We start from the raw sequence: 19,439 nt of genomic DNA, 5'->3' as shown, positions 1-19,439 counted from the left end.
CGCAGGCGGGCACCCCAGCCGCGGAAGCGTGGCCGATGCGGATCCGCCAGACGACGCGCCCGCTCGAGCTCACGCCTCCCGGGCGGTGTCCCCGAGCCCTCGGGCGATGTCCGCGACGCGGCCGAGCACGGACTGCAGCCGGTCGGGGGCCAGCTCCTCGAGCCCTGGGCCGATCGCGACCATCAGCCGCGACAGCTCCTTCAGCGGCATGCCGACCTCGCTGATCGGCCGGACGATCGCCTCGACCTCGCACGAGGTCGACGACGGCCGGGACAGGCCCTCGACCAGGTGCGGCAGCAGCAGGCACAGGTCCGTGCCCGAGTCCTGGATCTCGGCCAGCGGCTCCCAGTCGCGAGCGCTGGGACCGGGGGCGGACACCACGATCCGGTCCGCGCCGACCCCCAGGGCCCGCGCCGGCTCCAGGCCCTCCGGAAGCTGCAGCTCGACGCTGAGCGCCCCGGCGGACCGCGCGGCTTCGACCACGCGCTCGAGCCCCTCGCGGACCTCCGACCACGGCACGGCCCGCAGGGTCTGATAGCCGCTGGCGGTGGGGATCCGACCCTCGAGCACGCGCAGCAGCTCGGGCTCGGCCAGGCGCACGACGATCCCCCGCGGGCCGATCGACTGGCGCAGCGCTGAGAGGTGCTCGCCGAGGCCGTCTGCCAGCGAGTCGACCAGGTCCCGGCGAGCGCCGTGATCGCGCAGCACTCGCTCGCCGCCGTGCAGGTGCAGACGGGCGGCCAGGGCGGTCGGGCCCAGCAGCTGCGTGGTGACCGGCTCCAGGTCGCCGTCGGACTCGGCGCCGATGACATCGGCCAGCACATTGAGGTCGCTGGCCAGCAGGGATCGGGCGGCCCGGGATTCCTTGGAGTCGTGGCGCTGCAGGCGCCAGCCGTGCGGCTGCAGGTCGCACCACAGCTCGGTGAGCACGGCGACCGTGCGCGGCAGGTCATCGGCCACGTCCGAGCGCTGGGGCAGCGGCAGCAGCCCGCTGCGATGCGGCGCCCCGAGCTCGCCGCGCATGACCGTGAAGGCCTCCACCGCGCTGGTGCCGGGCAGTCCGCCCACGACCGTGGCGCGCGTGCGCGTCGGCTCCTGAGGCAGGACGGCCGTCTCGGAGGATCGTGCGCTCACCGCTCGGTTCCCGCGCGGTGCTCCTCCGCGATGCGCTCGTGATGGCGGATGACCTCGCTGATGATGAAGCTGAGGATCTTCTGCGCGAACTCCGGATCCAGCTCGGCGTCCTGGGCCAGACGGCGCAGCCGCTCGATCTGCTGGGACTCGCGCTCGGGGTCCCCTGCCGGAAGGTCGTTGGCCGCCTTGAGCTCTCCCACGCGCTGGGTGGCCTTGAAGCGCTCGGCCAGGACGTTGACGAGAACGGCGTCGAGGTTGTCGATGGTGCCGCGCATGGCCCGCAGCTGGGCGAGGACCTCTTCGGTGCCGAGGGACTCGGCCGGGCGCGGGGCGCTGGCGGTCTGATCGTCGGAGCTCATGGTCTCGATCCTAGGTCAGCGGGCGGGCGAGGAGGCCCGGGAAGCGGCCTGGGCGGAGGCGATCGTGGCCTGCCCGAGCACGCGGGTGCCCTGGTAGACGACGGCCGACTGCCCCGGGGCCACCGCGCTCAGGGGCTCGTCGAGCTCGAGCACCAGCTCGGTGCGCAGCTGCCCGTCGTCCTCGGCGTCCTCGAGCCGAGCCCGGCCGGGCAGGGCCTCGCCGTGGGCCCGCACCTGGACCTGGACCTCGATTTCCTCGGAGACCCGGCCCGCGCTGGTCCGGGCATCCTGCTGGAAGCGCTCGAACTCGGGCACGGGGCGACCGGCCCAGGACAGGCGGATGCCCCGGATCTCGTCGACCGCCAGGTGCTCCCGCGGGCCCACCACGACCTCGTCGGTCTTGGGCCGGATCTCCAGGACGAAGCGGGGCTTGCCGTCGGGGGCCGGAGTGCCCAGGTGCAGGCCCCTGCGCTGGCCGACGGTGTAGGCCAGCGCGCCGTCGTGGCTGCCGAGCTGCCGGCCGTCGTCGTCGACGATCGCCCCGGGACGCATCTCGACCCGTTCGGCCAGCCAGCCGCGGGTGTCGCCGTCGGGGATGAAGCAGATGTCGTGCGAATCCGGCTTGGCGGCCACCGACAGTCCGCGGCGCTGCGCCTCCTCGCGCACGAGCGCCTTGGAGGGAGTGGGCGCCAGCGGGAAGAGGCAGTGGCGCAGCTGCTGCTCGTCGAGCACGCCGAGCACGTAGGACTGGTCCTTCGCGTCCTCGGCGGCCCGGTGCAGCTCGGGGCGGCCGTCGACCTCGATCACGGACGCGTAGTGGCCGGTGCACACGGCGTCGAAGCCCAGTGCCATGGCCTTGTCGAGCAGGGCCTCGAACTTGATCTTCTCGTTGCAGCGCAGGCAGGGGTTCGGGGTGCGCCCGGCGGCGTACTCGCTGATGAAGTCGTCCACCACATCGGCCTGGAAGCGCTCGGAGAAGTCCCACACGTAGAACGGGATGCCCAGCTTCTCGGCCGCCCGCCAGGCGTCGTTCGAGTCCTCCACGGTGCAGCACCCGCGCGAACCCGTGCGCAGCGTGCCGGGCATGCGGTTCAGGGCCAGGTGCACGCCGGTGACGTCGTGCCCGGCCTCGACGGCGCGCGCCGCCGCGACGGCGGAGTCCACTCCCCCGGACATGGCTGCCAGGACGCGCATGGGGATCTCCTCACAGTGCTTCGGGGTGCTCGATGACCGGCGGGACCGCCGGATCGCCCCTCCAGGGTAGCGGTGCGACGGCAGCCGTGTCCGCCCGGAGCCGCACCGGGCCGCCCGACGACGGTCGGGCGCCGGCTCAGGCGCCGGAGAGCCCTGCGGCCAGGGCGCGCGCGTGGATCTGCGGCAGGGCCGCGACCAGGGCGTCGACGTCGGCCTCGGTGCTGCCCCGCCCCAGGGTGAAGCGCTGGGCGCCTCGGGCCGTGCGCTCATCCAGTCCCATGGCCAGCAGCACCCGCGACGGACGCGGCACCCCGGCGGTGCAGGCAGACCCGGTCGAGGTGGCGAATCCGGCCGCATCCAGCAGGAACAGCAGGGAGTCGCCCTCGCAGCCGGGGAAGGTGAAATGGACATTGCCGGGAAGGCGCAGCCCGGAGTGAGGCCGATCCAGCGGTCCCCGCAGCACGGCCTGGGGCACGGCCGCCCGGATGCCGTCGATGAGGCGGTCGCGCAGCTGCGCCAGACGCCGCGCCTGCTCCGGCAGATCAGCCGTGGCCTCCCGCACCGCCGCCGCGAACCCGGCCGCACCGGCAGCATCCAGGGTCCCGGGGCGCAGCCCGCGCTGCTGTCCGCCGCCGTGCAGCAGCGGGCGGATCTGCGCTGCGCGCCCCACCACGAGCGCGCCGCTTCCGACCGGGGCGCCGATCTTGTGCCCGGAGACCGCGATCGTGGTCAGCCCGGGCAGCCGCGAGCTGATCGGCAGGGCCCCCAGCGCCTGGACGGCATCCACGTGCAGCGGGACCTGGAACTCGGCGCAGACCTCCGCCAGCTCGGCGATCGGCTGGACGGTGCCGACCTCGTTGTTCGCCCACATCACGGCCACCAGGGCCACCGATCCCGGACCGCGGGCGAGCATCGCCTTCAGCTGGGCGGGATCCGTGCGGCCGAGCTCATCGACCTCCAGCACCTCGAGCTGCGCGCCGCAGTGCTGGGACAGGTGCTCGGCTGGCTCCTGGACCGCAGGATGCTCGATGCTCGAGACGATCACCCGGCGTCGGCTCGGGTCCTGCGCGGTCCGGGCCTCCCACAGCCCCTTCACGGCCAGGTTGTCGGCCTCGGTGCCGCCCGAGGTCAGGATGACCTCGACCGGATCGGTCTCCAGGGCTGCCGCGATCGCGTCCCGGGACTCCTCCAGCACGCGGCGGGCGGCGCGCCCGGAGGCGTGCAGCGAGGACGGGTTGCCGCCGCGCAGCAGCTGTTCGTGCACGGCACGGGCTGCCGCCGGCAGGACCGGGTGCGTGGCGGCGTGATCGAGGTAGACGGGCCCGGCGGGCTGGGCGGGGGGCTGCGGATCGGACACGCGGCCAGTGTAGGGAGCCGCCCCGACGGGCTACCGTGACCGATGTGACCGCCGCACCGAGCTCCGTGCCCCCGAACCCCGCCGACGGGGTGCCCGCCCTGCGGCATCCGGTGCGCAGCCTGGCCGGGCGGCGGATCGACTTCCGCCGCGACCTGCTGGTCATGGGCATCGTCAACCGCACCCCCGACTCGTTCTACGACCGGGGCCGGACCTTCGGGCTCGAGGCCGCCGTGGCCGCCGGGGAGCGCCACGCGCAGGACGGCGCGGACTGGGTCGACGTCGGCGGCGTGCCCTTCGCCCCGGGCGAGGCCCTGGATCCGAGGGTCGAGGCCGATCGCGTGGTCCCGGTGATCGAGCAGCTGGCGCAGCTGCGCCCCGGTCTGATCCTCTCGGTCGACACCTTCCACGCGTCGGTGGCCGAGGCCTGCCTGGCCGCCGGCGCGCACGTGGTCAACGACACCACCGGGCTCTCCGATCCCGAGATGGCCGAGGCGGTCCGCGACCACGACGCCCACGTGATCGTCACCCACTCCCTGACCGGTCCCGGCGGCCCCCGGACAGCGGTGCCGAATCCGCGCTACGACGACGTGGTCGCCGAGGTGCGCGAGTTCCTGGCCCGGCGGATCGACCACGCGCTGCAGCACGGCATCGCGGCGGACCGGCTGATCATCGATCCCGGCCACGACCTGCACAAGACCACCGTCCACTCGCTCGAGCTGACCCGGCGCCTGGGCGAGATCACGAGCCTGGGCCATCCCACGCTGGCGGCGGTGTCGAACAAGGACTTCGTGGGCGAATCCCTGGGCCTGCCGCGCGAGCAGCGCCTCGAGGGCTCGCTGGCGGCAGCGGTGGTCTGCGCCCTGAACGGCGCCCGGATCTTCCGCATGCACGAGCCCGCCCAGGCACGCCGGGCGCTGGACATGGCGGCCACGATCATGGGCCTGCGCGAACCCGTCGAGGCCCGGCACAACATGGAAGGACCATGATGAGGCATCCCGATGCGCCGGAGGATATCCGCGGACTCGAGCGGATCTGGCCCGAGCCCGGCTTCCTGAGCCTCGACGAGCTGCGCGAGGACTATGCGCGCACCTGGCCCGATGCCTCCGAGGGCTCCGGGGCCATGATGATCAGCTCGCTCGACGGCTCGGCGGTGCTCGGCGCGGTCTCCGGCGGACTGTCCTCGCCCGCCGATCAGAAGCTCATGGATGTGCAGCGCGGCGTCGTCGACGCCGTGGTGATCGGCGCAGGGACTCTGCGCGAGGAGGGCTACGGGGGCCTGCAGGTCCACGACGATTCCGCCGCCTGGCGCCGAGCCCGCGGCATGAGCGAGCACCCCGTGCTCGTGGTGGTCTCCCGCAGCCTGGACCTCGACCCGGCCTCGGACTTCCTGGCCGAGGCTCCCGTGCGGCCGCTGATCCTGACCGGTGCCGCGTCCTCCGTGCAGCGCAGGAAGGCCCTCGAGCAGGTGGCCGACGTCGAGGTGATCGACGACGGCACCGGCGGCGTGGACCCGCAGGCCGCCCATGAGCTCTTCGCCCGGCGCGGCTGGCAGCGGATCCACAGCGAGGGCGGTCCGACGGTGCTGGCGGCGTGGATGGCTGCGGGGCGGATCGCCGAGCTGCACCTGAGCCTGTCCCCCGTGCTCGCCGGCCGGACCCGGGCTGGCCTGCTGGGCGAGGCGATCGACCCGCAGCGCCTCGAGCTGGCCCAGGTGCTGCGCGACGGCTCGATGCTGCTCACGCGCTACCGGGTCCGGAAGGCCGCGCAGCGCCCGTAGACTCTGGGCCCATGGTGCGCATGCTTCTGGTGGAACCCGAGATCCCCGGCAACACGGGCAACGTCATCCGCCTCTCGGCGGTGACGGGTGCCGAGCTGCACCTGGTCGAGCCGCTGGGCTTCGACTTCGACGACGCCAAGCTGCGCCGCGCCGGACTGGACTACCACGACCTCGCGGGCATGCACGTCCACGCCGATCTCGAAGCCGCGTGGGAGGCGCTGCGACCGCAGCGCGTCTTCGCCTTCACCACCACCGGCACGTCCTCCCACACCGCCGTGCAGTGGCGCGACGACGACGTCATGATGTTCGGACGCGAATCGGTGGGGCTGTCCGAGCAGCACAAGGCGGACCCACACGTGACGCAGGAGATCCGCATCCCCATGCTGCCGGCTCGCCGCTCGCTCAACCTGGCCAACAGCGTCTCGATCGCCGTCTACGAGGCCTGGCGCCAGAACGGCTTCGACGGCGCCGTGTGAGACGGCGAGCCGCCGCTCAGCACCCGAGCGGCGGCTCCGGCGCACCGACCCGGACGAGCGCTGACCTGCCCGGGGCCGGTGCCGCAGATCAGTCGGCGTCCGCCGCGTTGCCGACCGTGACCTCGACGGTCTTCTCCTGGCCGTCGCGCTCGTAGACCAGCTCGCCCTTCCCGCCTGCCGGGACCTCCCGCACAGCGGCGGTGAGCTCATCGGCATCGAGGGTGGTGTGGCCGTTGAAGCTGCGGATGATGTCGCCCTCCTGCAGGCCGGCGTCATCGGCCGGCGAGCCGTCCTCGACGGAGCGCACGAGCGCGCCCTCCGAGAAGGCCCGGCTCTCGCCGTCGTCGGCCGCGGCCGCCGAGACCCCGGCGCCCAGGTAGCCGTGGGTGGCCTCGCCGGTGTCGATGATCTCCTGGGCGATGCGCTCGGCCTGATCGATCGGGATGGCGAAGCCGACGCCGATGCTGCCTGCACCGGCGGATTCCTCGCCCGAGGCCGAGGCGATCGCCACGTTGATGCCGAGGACCTTCCCGTCCACGTCGACCAGCGCGCCGCCGGAGTTGCCCGGGTTGATGGAGGCGTCGGTCTGGATCACGTTGAGGAACACCGATTCCGTCTGGCCCTGCGAGGAGTCGCCCTGGCCGTAGTCGAAGAAGAAGTCCTGCCAGCCGCCCCCGCCCTGGTCCTCCTCCGAGCTCTCGCCCTCGTCTGGGGTCTCGGGCACGGCGGAGGAGGCCACGGCGATCGTGCGATCGGTGGTGGAGATGATGCCGTCGGTGACCGTGCCGGACAGCCCCAGCGGAGCGCCGATCGCGATCGCGGTATCCCCCACGTTCAGATCGGACGAGCTGCCGAGCTCGGCGGGCACGAGCCCGTCCTCGTCGATCTTGATGACGGCCAGATCGGACAGCGGATCCGTCCCGACGACCTCGGCGGTGGTCACCGTGCCGTCCGAGAGCTGGACCTCGATCGACGGGTCGCTGGACTGCCCGTCCATGGTCACCACGTGGGTGTTGGTGAGGATGTGGCCCTCCTCGTCCAGGATGATCCCCGAACCGGAGCCTGCGCTCTGGCCGTCCGACGAGGAGATCGTCACGACCGAGGGCGAGGCCTTGGCCGCGGCGCCGGTGATCTCCGTGACGGAGTCGGTGTCGTTGACGATCAGCTCGCGCGAGGCCGCCGCTGTGGAGGCGGCGTCCGAGCCGGCGACCGTGTCCACGGCCGCGTAGGTCCCCGCCCCTACCAGGGCGGAGAGGATCAGACCGCCGGCGATCAGACCGGCACCGCCGCGGCGGCGGGTCCGCGCATCGGTGCCGCCGGCCTGGTGCCCCGGGCCGAATCCGGAACCGGCCTGAGAGCCCGCTGCCTGCGGCTGCTGCGAGTACGGGCTGTGCGGCTCCGGCTGTCCGTACGGGCCTGCCGAGGACGCCTCCGCCTGGGGTCGCGTCGACGAGCCGGAATCCTGCGAGCCGGACGAGTACGGCCCTGCCGTCTGCCGCTGATCGCTCCCCTGCTGCTCAGGGTGCTGCTGCCCGGCGCGGGGATCCTGCCCGACGATCGGCTGCGGGGCCGTGCGCGGGGCGTCGCCGTCGGAGCCGGGGACCGGCTCGTGGGGCTGATGCCCCGGCTGCCATCCGGTGTCGCCGTCTCGGCGGTCGTCCGGACGGGGGGTGTCGGCGCCGTTGCTCAAGCCAGTGCTCCTCATGCGAAGTTCTCGTCGATGGATGCGCCCGGACTGTCCGGGAACTGCCCCGGATCGGGCCGCGCAGGCCGGGCCCGCGCACGCGCATCGCGGCCCACAGTATCCAGCGTATGCCTGGAACACCGCTGAGTGTCGGGACGAGACCCCTGGGAGCCGCCTGTCCGAGCTCTGTGCGTCGACTGCCCTGCCCTCGGGGCGTCGCACCGGGCACCTATACTCGCCGGTGAGTGACCGACACCACGTCGCGGATGCCCTCGTCCATCGGATGCTCCGGTGCGCGCCGCACGCGACCGACCCCACGGAGACCATGCCTCAGCACAGCAGCAGGGCCAGCCGCCGAACCGGTGCCGCACAGCGCAGCATCGTCTGCGCCCTCGGGGCCGTCGCTGTGCTCAGCGCGGCCTCCCCGGCCTGGGCGGAGCCGCCGGTCGACCTGCCCAGCGACGAGCGCATCGTCGACGACTCGGGCGTCCTCCAGGATCCAGCCGGGCTCGAGGAGCAGATCGACGAGCTCACCCAGGATGAGGGCATCACGCTCAGCGTCGTGATCGTCGACGAGTTCACAGATGCCGCCTCCGCCGACGAATGGGTCGAGCAGACCTGGCTCGCCAGCGGGATGGGCAGCTCGGATGCCCTGCTGGCGGTGGCCTCCGAAGATCGGGAGGCGCGCTTCCTGGCCGGCGACGGCGGCGGCATCAGCCTCGACGAGCAGGACAGCATCTATCAGGACGAGATCGTCCCCGAGCTGTCCGACGACGACTGGGACGGGGCGGTGGCCGGTGCCGTCGAGGGCCTCGAGCAGGCCGCAGGGGGCACCAGCGGCTCCTCCGACAGCGGCGACGGGGGCCTGTCCTTCAGCCCCGTGCTGCTGGTCCTGCTGATCGGCCTGGCCGCGATCTTCGTCCCGTTCGTCCTTCGCGTGGCCCGGCGAGTGAACAGGCAGCGCGCCGGCCAGCGTCAGCAGCAGGGCGAGGCCCGCCAATCGCGCTACGGCGAGTTCGCCGATGTCCCGATCAAGGAGCTGCGCGTGCGCGCCGGGGAGCAGATCGTCGCCGCCGACAACGCGATCCAGCACTCGGAGCAGGAGCTCGAGTTCGCCCGTCTGCAGTACAGCCAGGCGCAGGTCGCCCCCTTCGAGGAGGCGATCCGGCAGGCCAAGGAGCACATGCGGGCCTGCTTCGCGCTGCAGCAGCAGCTCGACGACCACATCCCGGACACCGAGGACGACCAGCGCTCCTGGCTCACGGAGATCATCGGCCGCACGCGGGATGCGCAGCGGCCTCTCGAGGAGCAGGAGGAGGCCTTCGCCGGGCTGCGGCAGCTGGAGACCCGTCTTCCCGAGGCCCTCGCCCAGCTGAAGGAGGAATCGCAGCGCGTCCGTCCGGAGCTCGACGCCGCCGCCGCCCACATCGACCAGCTCAGCACCCGCTACGCGGACTCGGCGCTGCAGCCGCTGCGCGAGGACCTCGGCCAGGCCCGCGAGCGCCTGCGCTTCGCGGACGACATGGCGGCGGCGGCCGAGGAGGCCGCCCGCGGCGACGACCGCTCGAGCGCCGTCGTGCGGCTGCGCGCCGGCGAGGAGGGCGCCGGCCAAGCCGCCGGGCTGCTGCGCTCGATCCGGGAGGCCGCGGACGGGCTGAGCGCGGCGGAGACCGGTCTGCGCGATGCCATGGCCCTTGCCCAGCGCGACATCGCCGAGGCCGAGTCCTATGCGGGCGATGGCTCCCGGCCGGATCTGGCGGCCGCCGCGGCCGGGGTGCGCTCCGTACTCGGGACCATCGACCAGCAGCTGAAGGACCAGCGCATCGACCCCGTCGAGCTGCAGCACCGCCTGGATCTCTCCCGGGATCAGCTCGATCGCACGCTGGGAGGGCTGCGCACCGCCGCCGAGCAGGACCGAGCGCTTCGCGGGCGGCTCGACCAGGCCATCGACTCGGCCCGAACCAGAGTGCAGGCCGCCGAGCGCTACATCTGGGGCAACCGCGGCGGCATCGGCCACGAGGCCCGCACTCGGCTCGCCAACGCCCAGAGCTATCTGGAGCGCGCGCAGGAGCTCGCCCAGTCCGATGCGCAGGCCGCTCTCGATGCGGCGCAGCAGGCCGAGCACCACGCCCAGCAGGCCCTGGACGGCGCCCACACCGACTCTCTCGACTTCTCCCACCGCCGCTCCCCCGGATCCGGCAGCTACGGAGGGGCCGCGCTCGGCGGCATCCTCCTGGGCTCGATCCTCGACGAGGTCATGGACGGCTCGCGCCGCGGCTCCGGCGGATTCAGCGGCGGAGGCTTCAACGGCGGGTTCAGCGGAGGCTTCGGCGGAGGAGGGTTCGGCGGCGGGTCCTTCGGAGGCGGAGGGGGACGACGCCGTTCGAGCGGGGGCTCCTTCGGAGGCGGCGGGCGCCGCTCCGGCGGAGGCGGCGGACGTCGCAGCTCTGGCGGGAGGTTCTGAGGGCTCCGCCCGAACTCTCAGACAGACTCCCTCTCAGCACTGTTGACCAGCAGGCCGCACCGACCATCAGATTCCCAGCACCATCAGCTCCCCATCCACAGGAGGAACCGACATGTCCAAGCAGTCCATCTTCGGGCGCATCGCCCAGCTCACCCGCGCCAACATCAATGCGCTGATCGACCAGGCCGAGGATCCGCAGAAGATGCTCGATCAGATGGTGCGCGACTACACGGAGAACATCCGCGAGGCGGAGGCCGCCGTCGCCCAGACCATCGGACAGCTGCGGATGCTGGAGCAGGATCACGACGAGGACGTGCGCGAGGCCCAGGAGTGGGGCTCCAAGGCCCTGGCGGCCTCGAGCCGGGCGGATCAGTTCCGCAGCAGCGGCCAGAGCGGCGAGGCCGAGAAGTTCGACAACCTGACCAAGGTCGCCATCCAGCGCCAGATGCAGCACGAGTCCGAGGCGCGCGCGGCCGAGCCGCAGATCCAGGCGCAGACCGAGGTCGTCAACCGCCTCAAGGACGGTCTGAACAAGATGCACGGCAAGCTCCAGGAGCTGTCGAACAAGCGCGATGAGCTCAATGCCCGGCAGAAGACCGTGCAGGCGCAGTCGCAGGTCCAGGATGCGCTCAAGGCCTTCGACGTCATGGATCCCACATCCGAGGTCTCGCGTTTCGAGGACAAGATCCGCCGTGAGGAGGCCCGCGTGATGGGCCAGCAGGAGCTCGCCGCCTCCAGCCTGGACGCCCAGTTCGAGTCACTGGAGGATCTCAGCCAGGAGTCCGAGGTCGAGGCCCGGTTCGCCGCCCTCAAGGCCGGGCGCACCACCGATCACCTCTCCAGCCTGCCCGCGCCCCAGCAGATCGGCGAGATCGAGCACTGAGCCCGCTGGACCCGACGGCCGGCCCGCTCCCCCGAGACACGGGGCCGCGGACCGGCCGTCGGTCTGTCCGCGGCCGATCGGCGCGCGAGGGCCACTGACGAGGGGCCCTTTCGCCGAGCCGGGCCCCCTGACGGGCAGGCCCCGCTCTCTCCTGCCGATGCGAGTCTCAAGGTGGGTCCATGCGGGGTTCAAGGTGGGCACAGGGTCCGGGCACAGCAGAAGACCCCCGGAACCGACGGTTCCGGGGGTCTTCTTCACTACGTGGTTGCGGGGGCAAGATTTGAACTTGCGACCTCTGGGTTATGAGCCCAGCGAGCTACCGAACTGCTCCACCCCGCGGCGACAGAGAAAGACTATACGCACTTCCCCGAGCCTTCGCAAACCGAGGGTCGCCCGGCGTTCACGGCCCGTCCACCAGCCCGTCGCCGACTGCCTCACCCGCAGACGCAGGAGGGCCCCGTCGGGGTCGTGCGGTGCACGCCTTCCCGACGGGGCCCTCCTGCGCCTCAGCAGCCGACCGGCTGCCCGATCACTGATCTGCGTTCGGATCCGTGGGACCCGGCGAGGCGCTGGGGTCGATGCCCTCGGCCGTCATGGCCCGCCCCAGGGCGTCGTCGAGACGGTCCTGAGCCTCGCCGTAGGCGGCCCAGTCGCCCTCCTCCATGGCCGTCTGCGAGTCCTCCATGGCATCGGCCGCATCCGACAGCGCCGAGTCCAGGTCGGTGCCGCCGCTCGGAGCGGTGGTCTCGCCATCGGCGGGCTGCTCCTCCTCGGCCTGCTGCTCGCCGTCCTGGCCCTCCGCCGCCTCGGCGGCCTCGGCCTCGGTGACGCCCGCGCCGTCGGTCGTCTGAGCGCCTGAGTCGCCGCCGAAGACCTGGTCCAGTGCCTCGTCGAGCGTGGGAGCGAATCCGACCTCCTCGCCGAAGCTGACCAGCACGCGCCGCAGAGTGGGATAGCCGGACTCGCCCGAGGAGCGGACGTAGACGGGCTGGATGTACATCATGCCGTCGTTGACCGGCAGGGCCAGCATGTTGCCGTTGATCACCTCGGAGCCGCCCTGGCGCAGCAGGTTCAGGGCGGAGGAGACCTCGGTGTTCGAGTTGAAGTTGTTCTGCGCCTGGCCCGGTCCCGGGACCACGGAGCTGCGGGGCAGCTCGAGCAGCTTCAGGTCTCCGTACTCGTCCGACTTCACGCCGTCCTCGCCGGTGCCGGCATCGCCGTTGGCGGCCAGGTAGCCGTAGAGCACGTTGCGGGAGTTCTCCCCCTCGTTCTGCTGCGGGATGAACGGGGTGGTCAGCTGGAAGCTGGCCTCCGACTCCTCCGGCATCTGCATGGAGAGGTAGTACGGCGGGATGGCCGTGGAGGCGTCGGTCGTGGGGTCGTTCGGGATCGACCAGACGTCGTCGCCGGCGTAGAACGAGCCCGCATCGGTGACGTGGTACCGGTTGAGCAGCTCGCGCTGGACCTTGAAGATGTCCTCCGGGTAGCGCACGTGCTCCATCAGCTCGGCCGACATCTCCGAGTACGGCTTGTACGAGGTCGGGAAGATGCCCTGCCAGGCCTTCAGCACGGGATCCTCCTCGTCCCAGGCGTACAGGTCCACGGAGCCGTCGTACGCATCGACGGTCGCCTTGACCGAGTTGCGCATGTAGTTCGCCTGCTCGCTGGGCAGCGCCGCGGAGGCGCCCTCGGCGGTCGCGGTGTCCTCGGTCGCGTCGTCGAGCTCCATGGGCGTGGAGTACGGGTAGGCGTCCGAGGTTGTGTAGGCGTCCACGATCCACTTGACGCGCCCGTCCACGATGGCCGGGTACGGGTTGCCGTCGACCGTGAGGTACGGGGCGACCTTCTCGACGCGCTCGCGCGGGGTGCGATCGAACAGGACCTGCGAATCGGGCCGCACGGCATCCGAGAACATCAGGTCCGTGGACTGGAACTTGATGGCGTAGGACAGCCGGTTCAGGGGGTTGCCCACGTTGGGGCCGCCCTCGCCGGAGAACGTGGTGCGGACGTCGTCCTCCTCGTCGTCCGAGGTCGACGGGCGATCCAGCTCGAGGTTCGGGTCCTCCTCCGCACCGCCGACGATCGAGTACTCGGGAGACTGCTCGCCGAAGTAGATCCGCGGCTCGTAGTCCTCCGAGATCTCGCCGCCGGCCATGATGCCGCCCTGGATGAACGACGGGGAGCCGTCGGCCTCCACGCGGTCGCCGAAGGCTGCGATCAGGCCGTAGCCGTGCGTGTAGACGACGTGCTGGTTGTACCAGCCGTCGGTCTCGCCCTGGTTGAGCTCGCGGGCGGCCAGAACGGTGTCCTGGACCTGGCCGTCGATCTCGTAGCGGTCCACGTTCAGGGTGGAGGGGAAGGAGTAGTACGGGCGGAACTGCTGCAGCTGCCCGAAGGCCGGGGAGACGACGTTCGGGTCGAGCAGACGGATGTTGGACGTGGTCTCCTCGTAGTCGGCCAGCGCGCCCTCCTGCGTCTGCGTGGTCGCGTCGTAGGCCTGCGTCTCGGTCTGATCCAGGCCGAAGGCGGCGCGAGTGCCGTCGATGTTGCGCTGGATGTACTCGTCCTCCATCTGCTGCTCGGAGGGCAGGACCTGGAAGCGCTGCACGAGCGACGGGTAGATCCCGCCTGCGACCACGGCGACGATCACGAGCATGGCCGTGCCGATCATGGGCAGGCGCCAGCGGCCCATGACGGCCGAGGCGACGAACAGCGCGGCGACGACAAGCGCAGCAGCGGCCAGGATCCCGCGCACCGGGATCACGGCGTTGACGTCCGTGTACATGGCGCCGGTCCAGCTGCCGCCGGTGTTCTGCAGTGTGGCGTAGCGGTCCAGCCAGAAGTTCACGCCCTGCAGCACCAGGAAGGCGGCGGCCGTGACGGCCAGCTGCACGCGGGCCGCGCGGCTGAAGCTCAGTCCGCGCTCGGAGAGGCGGATGGCGCCGTAGAGGTAGTGGACCAGCAGCGCCGCGATGCCGCACAGCAGCAGCGTGGAGGTCAGGAAGCCGATCAGCAGCTGCAGGAACGGCAGGGTGAAGACCCAGAAGGCCAGGTCCATGCCGAATTCGGGGTCATCCTGCCCGAAGGGGACCTGGTGGAAGAACAGCAGCACGGTCTCCCACTGGGAGGCGATCGTGGAGGCCGTGAACAGCCCGAACAGCACGGGCACCGCGATCATGGCGATCCGGCGCACGGGCTCGAAGGCCTGCTGGTAGCGCCGCAGGTTGTCATCCGTGGCGTCGGCCGCGGTGATCGGCCGGCTGCGGTAGGCCACGCGCATGGAGAGCCACAGCAGAGCAGCCACCAGCGCCGCGGCCACCACGAACAGCCCCGCGCGGGCGATGTTCTGCGTGGCGAACACGTTCAGGTACCCGAGCTGGTCGAACCACAGGATCTCCGTGTACACCTGCGTGAACGCGACGAACGCGGCGATCAGCGCCACCACGATGATGACGGTCGGCAGCAGGGCTCCGTTGCGCCGGGACTGACGAGCCGCGGGCCCGTCTCCAGCGGGAGTGCTGCCTGCGGGGCCCTTCGGCGGGCGGGGCGGTTCTGCCGGTCCAGCGGTCACGGGATCCTGGGCCTTCCCTGGGGGTAGGAGCGTTCGAGCCGGTCCCGGATGACGCGCTGGTCAGCGCAGCTCGAGCGGGATGGTCGAAGATGTCAGGCGCTCCGACGACAGACGGGGCACCGCCTCCATTGTCGGCCCTGACGAGCACATGGGCAAAGTCGGTGAATCCTCTGGGAATCGGAAGAGCTGCCCGTGCTCAGTCCTGCGCGTCCCCGCAGCTGGGCAGGGCGGACAGATCGCCGTCATCGGCCAGGACGGCCAGGGCCTCCTCGGCCTCGTCGAGGGTGTCCACGGCGACGACGGGCAGGCCGTCCGGGGTGTGGCCGCGCACCTCGTCGCAGTTCTCGACCGGCGCCAGGAAGAGATCCGCCCCGGCCTGCGAGGCCCCGATCATCTTCTGCCGGATGCCGCCGATCGGGCCGACGTCGCCCTCGGCGTCGATGGTGCCGGTGCCGACCACGTGGTGGTCTCCTGCCAGCGAGCCCTCGGTGAGCTGGTCGATCAGGCTCAGCGAGAGCATCATCCCGGCGCTCGGACCGCCCACGTCCTCCAGGCCGAAGTCGACCTCGAAGGGGAAGTCGAACTCGCGGTCCAGGTAGACGCCGAGCTGACGGCCGTGACCCTCGTCGATCGTCTCGACGGAGACGTCGGTCCGGGCGCCGTCGCGCAGCACCGTGAGCTGGGCCGTGTCATCCGGCATGGCCAGGAGGTCGTCGCGCAGGGATTCGAACGAGGCGATGGGCTCGCCGTCGAGCTCGAGCAGCTGGTCGCCGACCCGCAGGGACGACTCCGCGGGCACTCCGGGCTCGATCGCGGAAACGCTCAGGGAGGTCTCGTAGTCGTAATCGAGGTCGTTGAGCCCGGCGGCGATCGCCATGTCCTGCGAGGACTCCATGGCTGCGGTGCCGGAGTCGGTGACCTCCTCCTGCGTGGTCGCCGGCGGGTACATGACCTCCAGCGGCACGACCGCCATCCCCGGATCCGCCCACGAGATCATGGTCTCGAGCACCCGAGGGCTCGAGCCCGGCCCGCCGACCACGTAGACGGTCGAGAAGTCGAGCTGCGAGTCGGTGGGAAAGGTCTCGGCCCCGTCGATCGTCATGATCGGCTGCTCGCCGACCTCGCCGGCGATGTCGAATGTGGGCCCCGGCCGCTCGACCACGTACGGGGTGGGGGCCCAGGCGCACACGATCAGCAGCGCACCAGCCGCGATCAGCGATCCGCCTTCCAGGCCGGGGCGGAGTCGGGGGCGGGACACGGGGATCAGGACCTCGGGATCTTCTCGGGCACCGGCGGGACGGGGCTGCTCGCACTCGACGAGCGGCACCGACCGATCCTAGTCCGACGCGCCCCGACATGCTTCCAGCGAACGGCGGGCCGCGGCCGAGTCGGCGTCGCTACGCTGGGACGACGACGCCCGCGTGCCCAGCGCACGAGGGCCCGCGGCAGACCGCCGGACGCAGCCCGACCGGGGCGGCGCCGATGCCGCACACGCAGCCATCGATCTTCAGAACAGGACCAGGACCATGAGCTCCCAGTCACCGAACGGCGACGACGACCGCGAGGGTCAGGGCCAGGACCCCTTCCAGCAGATGTTCCAGCAGTTCCTGGGGCAGTCCGGGATGTCCCAGGAGGACCTGCAGAAGATGGGCATGCCGACCGATCCCGCCGCCATGCAGGCCATGTTCGCGCAGGTTCAGTCCATGTTCTCGGGCGCTGGCCAGGACGGCCCCGTCAACTGGCAGGCCGCCAAGGACCATGCCCGCCGGGTCGTCTCGGCCGGCGGGGATCCGTCCGTGACCGATGCCCAGCGCAAGGTCGTCGACGACGCCGTCCAGCTCGCGCAGCTGTGGGTCGAGGACCACACGAGCTTCGGGCAGGCTCCGCTGCAGCCGGCTGCGTGGTCGCGCTCCGAGTGGGTCGAGGGCACGTTCGAGACCTGGCGGGAGATCACCGGCCCCGTGGCCGAGTCGATCACCAAGGCGCTGACGGACACCCTCACCCAGCAGCTGCCGGAGGAGGTCTCCCAGATGATGGGCGGGGCCTCGAACATGCTGGCCGGTGCCGGCGGGATGATGTTCGCCATGCAGCTGGGCCAGGCCATCGGCGGCCTGGCCGCCGAGGTCGTCTCGTCCTCGGACATCGGCCTGCCGCTGGGCGGGGACCGTCCGGCCATGCTCCCGCGCAACGTCGAGGAGTTCGGCGAGGGCCTGGACATCCCCGCTCAGGAGGTCGTGATCTACCTCGCCGTCCGCGAGGTCGTGCACACGCGCCTCTTCCACGCCTCGCCCTGGCTGCGCCCCCACCTCATCGATCTGATCACCCGGTTCTCCCGCGAGATCCACATCGACATGGAGCGCATCGAGGGCCTGGCCGCGGACATCGATCCCTCGGATCCCTCCGCCGTGCAGGAGGCCCTGGGCTCCGGGGTCTTCGTGCCCGAGCAGTCCGCCGAGCAGAAGGCCGTGCTGGGCCGCCTCGAGACGCTGCTGGCGCTGATCGAGGGCTGGGTCGACGTCGTGACGGTGCGCGCGACCGCCAACCTGCCTTCGTCGGCTGCGCTGTCGGAGACCATCCGCCGTCGTCGCGCCTCGGGCGGGCCGGCCGAGCACGCCTTCGCGTCCCTGATCGGGCTCGAGCTGCGCCCGCGCCGCATGCGCGACGCCGCCGCCTTCTGGGAGCGCGTCGAGCAGCGCCGCGGCCTCGAGGACCGCGACGGCCTCTGGGAGTCCGCCGAGCTGCTGCCCACCGACGAGGATCTCGACGATCCGGAGGGCTACGAGTCCCGTCGCGGGCTGCTCACGGCCTCCGAGGACGAGCTCGACGCCGCCCTGCGCAGCCTCCTGGACAGCGAGTCGATGTCCGAGGACGACGCACAGGACTCCGGCTCCTCCGCGGATCAGGATCCCGAGTCGGGCCCCGGCCCGGACTCCGATCCGGACTCGGGAGACAGCGGACGCTGATCCGGCTCCCCCAGGGCCCAGGCCGCTCCCTCGAGGAAGGCCTGGGCCCTGTCCATGTCCGGGTGCAGCGCCTCCAGACGACGGAACTGCGGACCGTGGCCGGCCTCCAGCAGGTGGCACAGCTCGTGGTGCAGCACGGTGTCGAGCACCCATTCGGGGGCGCTGCGCAGGCGATCCGAGACGCGGATCCGACCGGTGGCCGGCGTGGCCGAGGCCCAGCGCGCAGTCTGCCGGGACGTCCACACCACGTCCGTCGGCTGCGCCCGGCCCCCGAGAAGGCGCACGGAGAGCTCCCGAGCACGGCCCATCAGGTACTCGTCGCGCCCGCGCGCGTTCGAGGCGGCTCGGGTGCGCTCGCGCTGGTCGACCAGGCGTGTGGTCATCTGCTCGGCCCATCGCGCGACCTCGCGGGACGACATCATCGCGGGGACCTGCAGGATGATCCGCTCCCCCGACCAGTGCGCGGAGACCGTGCGGCGGCGGCGCTGCGAGCGCCGGACCTCGACCTCGGGCTCCTCGCCGGTCTCGGCGGAGGCGCCTGCAGCGGCAGCGCTGTCCGGACGATCGGCGGAGTGCTGGCGGGGGCGACGGGCGGCAGGCATGGACCGAAGGCTACCCATCCTCGCCTGTGGACAGCGCTCGAGACTGCTCGAGGCCGCGCAGACTGCAGGCCCGGGGCGCTTCCCGGATCCGCTCGGTGCGCCATCGAGCGCGCGGCCGCCTGCTGAGAGGACTCCCATGCTGCCCACAGCCCCCGTTCCCGCCGCACCGGCACGGCTCGACCCGCTGCTCATGCCCCGCTCCAGCACCACGCACCTGCGTCTGGGCGCGGCCGTGTGCGACGTGCGCGTGCTGCTGCTGGGCCTGAGCCCCCTCACGGCGGCCGCGGCCGTGATGCTGGCCGGGTGCGGGGTGCGCGGCTTCACCGTGGCCGACGACGGCTGGGTCACGTGGGCGGATGCCCGCGCAGGCTCCTTCGACTCGACCGAGGTGGGACTGCCCCGGGACCTGTGCACGCGCCGGCGCATCCGGGCGGCCAACGCGCTGGCGGCCCCGGTGACCTGGACCGATGATGTCCTCACCGACGCCCGACCCGGCCGTGTGGTGCTGCGGGCCTCCCGGCTGCGCGCTGCCGCGCAGGAGGGGCTCCGGCTCGAGGTGCCCGGCGACCATCTGAGGCTGCCGGACGGGGTGCCCCTGGTGGAGGTGCTGCAGCTGCCCGAGCTCGCGGGGCTCAGCGCCGCGGTCCTTGAACAGACCGGTGCCTGGCACCGTCGCCCCTGCCAGCAGTGCCTGCAGCGGATCGCCGAGCACGCCCACCAGGACGGCGCGCAGCAGCTGGACCGGCCTGGGCCGCTGATGGCCATGCGCGCAGCGGCGCCCGCTCATACGGCGTGGGCAGCGGGAATGGTCGTCCAGGCGGTGCTGGCCGCCGCCCTGGAGCCCGAGGAGCCGCACCAGAAGTCGCCGCGGCGGTGGCTGCTCGGTCCCGGGCACCCCTTCAGCACCCGCACCGCCGTGTCCGAGCCGCCCGGATCCGCCTGCGACCTGTGCCGCGTGTGAACTGCGCCCGGCGG

The 19,439-nt window shown here is 72.1% G+C and carries 15 protein-coding genes and 1 tRNA gene; 7 read left to right on the top strand and 9 right to left on the bottom strand.

Features of this window, described 5'->3' with window-relative positions; translation table 11 throughout:
- Window positions 1-69: 69 nt before the first annotated feature.
- The 4 genes from QSJ40_RS05145 to QSJ40_RS05130 all read right to left on the bottom strand — a co-directional run bounded on the left by QSJ40_RS05145 (window position 70) and on the right by QSJ40_RS05130 (window position 4,044).
- Window positions 70-1,134 (bottom strand): uroporphyrinogen decarboxylase/cobalamine-independent methonine synthase family protein, encoded by a 1,065-nt coding sequence (locus tag QSJ40_RS05145; RefSeq protein WP_285729361.1) that lies wholly within the window; start codon window positions 1,132-1,134, stop codon window positions 70-72.
- A complete protein-coding gene (locus QSJ40_RS05140) occupies window positions 1,131-1,493 on the bottom strand; it encodes a chorismate mutase (protein WP_006215319.1) in 363 nt (120 codons plus the stop codon). Before QSJ40_RS05140 ends, QSJ40_RS05145 begins: the two co-directional genes overlap by 4 nt.
- Before the next feature lie 15 nt (window positions 1,494-1,508).
- On the bottom strand, window positions 1,509-2,687 hold the full coding sequence (mnmA, locus tag QSJ40_RS05135) for a tRNA 2-thiouridine(34) synthase MnmA (RefSeq protein WP_024290873.1): 1,179 nt from the start codon (window positions 2,685-2,687) through the stop codon (window positions 1,509-1,511).
- A gap of 136 nt (window positions 2,688-2,823) precedes the next feature.
- The gene (locus QSJ40_RS05130) at window positions 2,824-4,044 is read right to left on the bottom strand and encodes a cysteine desulfurase family protein (RefSeq protein WP_285729358.1); all 1,221 of its coding nucleotides are present in this window, start codon (window positions 4,042-4,044) and stop codon (window positions 2,824-2,826) included.
- A 35-nt stretch (window positions 4,045-4,079) separates the two neighbouring features.
- On the opposite strand from QSJ40_RS05130, the gene folP reads away from it, so the two are divergent.
- From folP to QSJ40_RS05115, 3 genes are read left to right on the top strand one after another with little or no spacing between them, the layout of a single operon-like run.
- Window positions 4,080-5,030 (top strand): dihydropteroate synthase, encoded by a 951-nt coding sequence (folP, locus tag QSJ40_RS05125; protein ID WP_285729356.1) that lies wholly within the window; start codon window positions 4,080-4,082, stop codon window positions 5,028-5,030.
- A complete protein-coding gene (locus QSJ40_RS05120) occupies window positions 5,027-5,821 on the top strand; it encodes a dihydrofolate reductase family protein (RefSeq protein ID WP_285729354.1) in 795 nt (264 codons plus the stop codon). Before folP ends, QSJ40_RS05120 begins: the two co-directional genes overlap by 4 nt.
- Before the next feature lie 11 nt (window positions 5,822-5,832).
- Complete coding sequence (locus tag QSJ40_RS05115; protein ID WP_024290877.1) at window positions 5,833-6,297, top strand: tRNA (cytidine(34)-2'-O)-methyltransferase; 465 nt, start codon at window positions 5,833-5,835, stop codon at window positions 6,295-6,297.
- 88 nt (window positions 6,298-6,385) lie between these two features.
- Here the strand turns inward: QSJ40_RS05115 and QSJ40_RS05110 are convergent, their stop codons facing one another.
- Window positions 6,386-7,987 (bottom strand): S1C family serine protease, encoded by a 1,602-nt coding sequence (locus tag QSJ40_RS05110; RefSeq protein WP_285729351.1) that lies wholly within the window; start codon window positions 7,985-7,987, stop codon window positions 6,386-6,388.
- A gap of 319 nt (window positions 7,988-8,306) precedes the next feature.
- On the opposite strand from QSJ40_RS05110, the gene QSJ40_RS05105 reads away from it, so the two are divergent.
- Together QSJ40_RS05105 and QSJ40_RS05100 are read left to right on the top strand one after the other, a co-directional pair.
- A complete protein-coding gene (locus QSJ40_RS05105) occupies window positions 8,307-10,445 on the top strand; it encodes a TPM domain-containing protein (protein ID WP_285729349.1) in 2,139 nt (712 codons plus the stop codon).
- Between the two features lie 112 nt (window positions 10,446-10,557).
- Entirely contained in the window at window positions 10,558-11,328 is a 771-nt protein-coding gene (locus QSJ40_RS05100) for a PspA/IM30 family protein (RefSeq protein WP_053447084.1), read from the top strand.
- 262 nt (window positions 11,329-11,590) lie between these two features.
- On the opposite strand, the gene QSJ40_RS05095 is transcribed toward QSJ40_RS05100, so the two are convergent.
- The 3 genes from QSJ40_RS05095 to QSJ40_RS05085 form a co-directional block, all read right to left on the bottom strand.
- Window positions 11,591-11,667, bottom strand: a tRNA-Met gene (locus QSJ40_RS05095).
- Between the two features lie 190 nt (window positions 11,668-11,857).
- Window positions 11,858-14,899, bottom strand: coding sequence for a UPF0182 family membrane protein (locus tag QSJ40_RS05090; RefSeq protein ID WP_006215329.1), 3,042 nt, complete (start codon window positions 14,897-14,899; stop codon window positions 11,858-11,860).
- A gap of 196 nt (window positions 14,900-15,095) precedes the next feature.
- The gene (locus QSJ40_RS05085; RefSeq protein ID WP_006215330.1) at window positions 15,096-16,226 is read right to left on the bottom strand and encodes a YlbL family protein; all 1,131 of its coding nucleotides are present in this window, start codon (window positions 16,224-16,226) and stop codon (window positions 15,096-15,098) included.
- Window positions 16,227-16,425: 199 nt separating this feature from the next.
- Here QSJ40_RS05085 and QSJ40_RS05080 point away from each other — a divergent pair, with 199 nt between their 5' ends.
- Window positions 16,426-17,862 (top strand): zinc-dependent metalloprotease, encoded by a 1,437-nt coding sequence (locus QSJ40_RS05080; protein WP_053447082.1) that lies wholly within the window; start codon window positions 16,426-16,428, stop codon window positions 17,860-17,862.
- Here the strand turns inward: QSJ40_RS05080 and QSJ40_RS05075 are convergent.
- Window positions 17,799-18,464 (bottom strand): M48 metallopeptidase family protein, encoded by a 666-nt coding sequence (locus QSJ40_RS05075; RefSeq protein WP_285729346.1) that lies wholly within the window; start codon window positions 18,462-18,464, stop codon window positions 17,799-17,801. The genes QSJ40_RS05080 and QSJ40_RS05075 overlap by 64 nt on opposite strands.
- A gap of 136 nt (window positions 18,465-18,600) precedes the next feature.
- Here QSJ40_RS05075 and QSJ40_RS05070 point away from each other — a divergent pair, with 136 nt between their 5' ends.
- The gene (locus QSJ40_RS05070; RefSeq protein WP_204782931.1) at window positions 18,601-19,425 is read left to right on the top strand and encodes a hypothetical protein; all 825 of its coding nucleotides are present in this window, start codon (window positions 18,601-18,603) and stop codon (window positions 19,423-19,425) included.
- The last annotated feature ends 14 nt before the right edge of the window (window positions 19,426-19,439 follow it).

It is taken from the genome of Kocuria sp. NBRC 114282 (assembly GCF_030268385.1).
Classification (GTDB): Bacteria; Actinomycetota; Actinomycetes; order Actinomycetales; family Micrococcaceae; genus Kocuria; species Kocuria palustris.
Note: the sequence above shows the minus strand (reverse complement) of the source record. Positions and strands in the feature narration are given on the sequence as shown.

Coding starts and splice junctions, on each gene's coding strand:
- QSJ40_RS05140 (WP_006215319.1), bottom strand. CDS start 1,493: ATGAGCTCCGACGATCAGACCGCCAGCGCCCCGCGCCCGGCCGAGTCC.
- mnmA (WP_024290873.1), bottom strand. CDS start 2,687: ATGCGCGTCCTGGCAGCCATGTCCGGGGGAGTGGACTCCGCCGTCGCG.
- QSJ40_RS05120 (WP_285729354.1), top strand. CDS start 5,027: ATGATGAGGCATCCCGATGCGCCGGAGGATATCCGCGGACTCGAGCGG.
- QSJ40_RS05115 (WP_024290877.1), top strand. CDS start 5,833: ATGGTGCGCATGCTTCTGGTGGAACCCGAGATCCCCGGCAACACGGGC.
- QSJ40_RS05105 (WP_285729349.1), top strand. CDS start 8,307: ATGCCTCAGCACAGCAGCAGGGCCAGCCGCCGAACCGGTGCCGCACAG.
- QSJ40_RS05100 (WP_053447084.1), top strand. CDS start 10,558: ATGTCCAAGCAGTCCATCTTCGGGCGCATCGCCCAGCTCACCCGCGCC.
- QSJ40_RS05080 (WP_053447082.1), top strand. CDS start 16,426: ATGAGCTCCCAGTCACCGAACGGCGACGACGACCGCGAGGGTCAGGGC.
- QSJ40_RS05075 (WP_285729346.1), bottom strand. CDS start 18,464: ATGCCTGCCGCCCGTCGCCCCCGCCAGCACTCCGCCGATCGTCCGGAC.
- QSJ40_RS05070 (WP_204782931.1), top strand. CDS start 18,601: ATGCTGCCCACAGCCCCCGTTCCCGCCGCACCGGCACGGCTCGACCCG.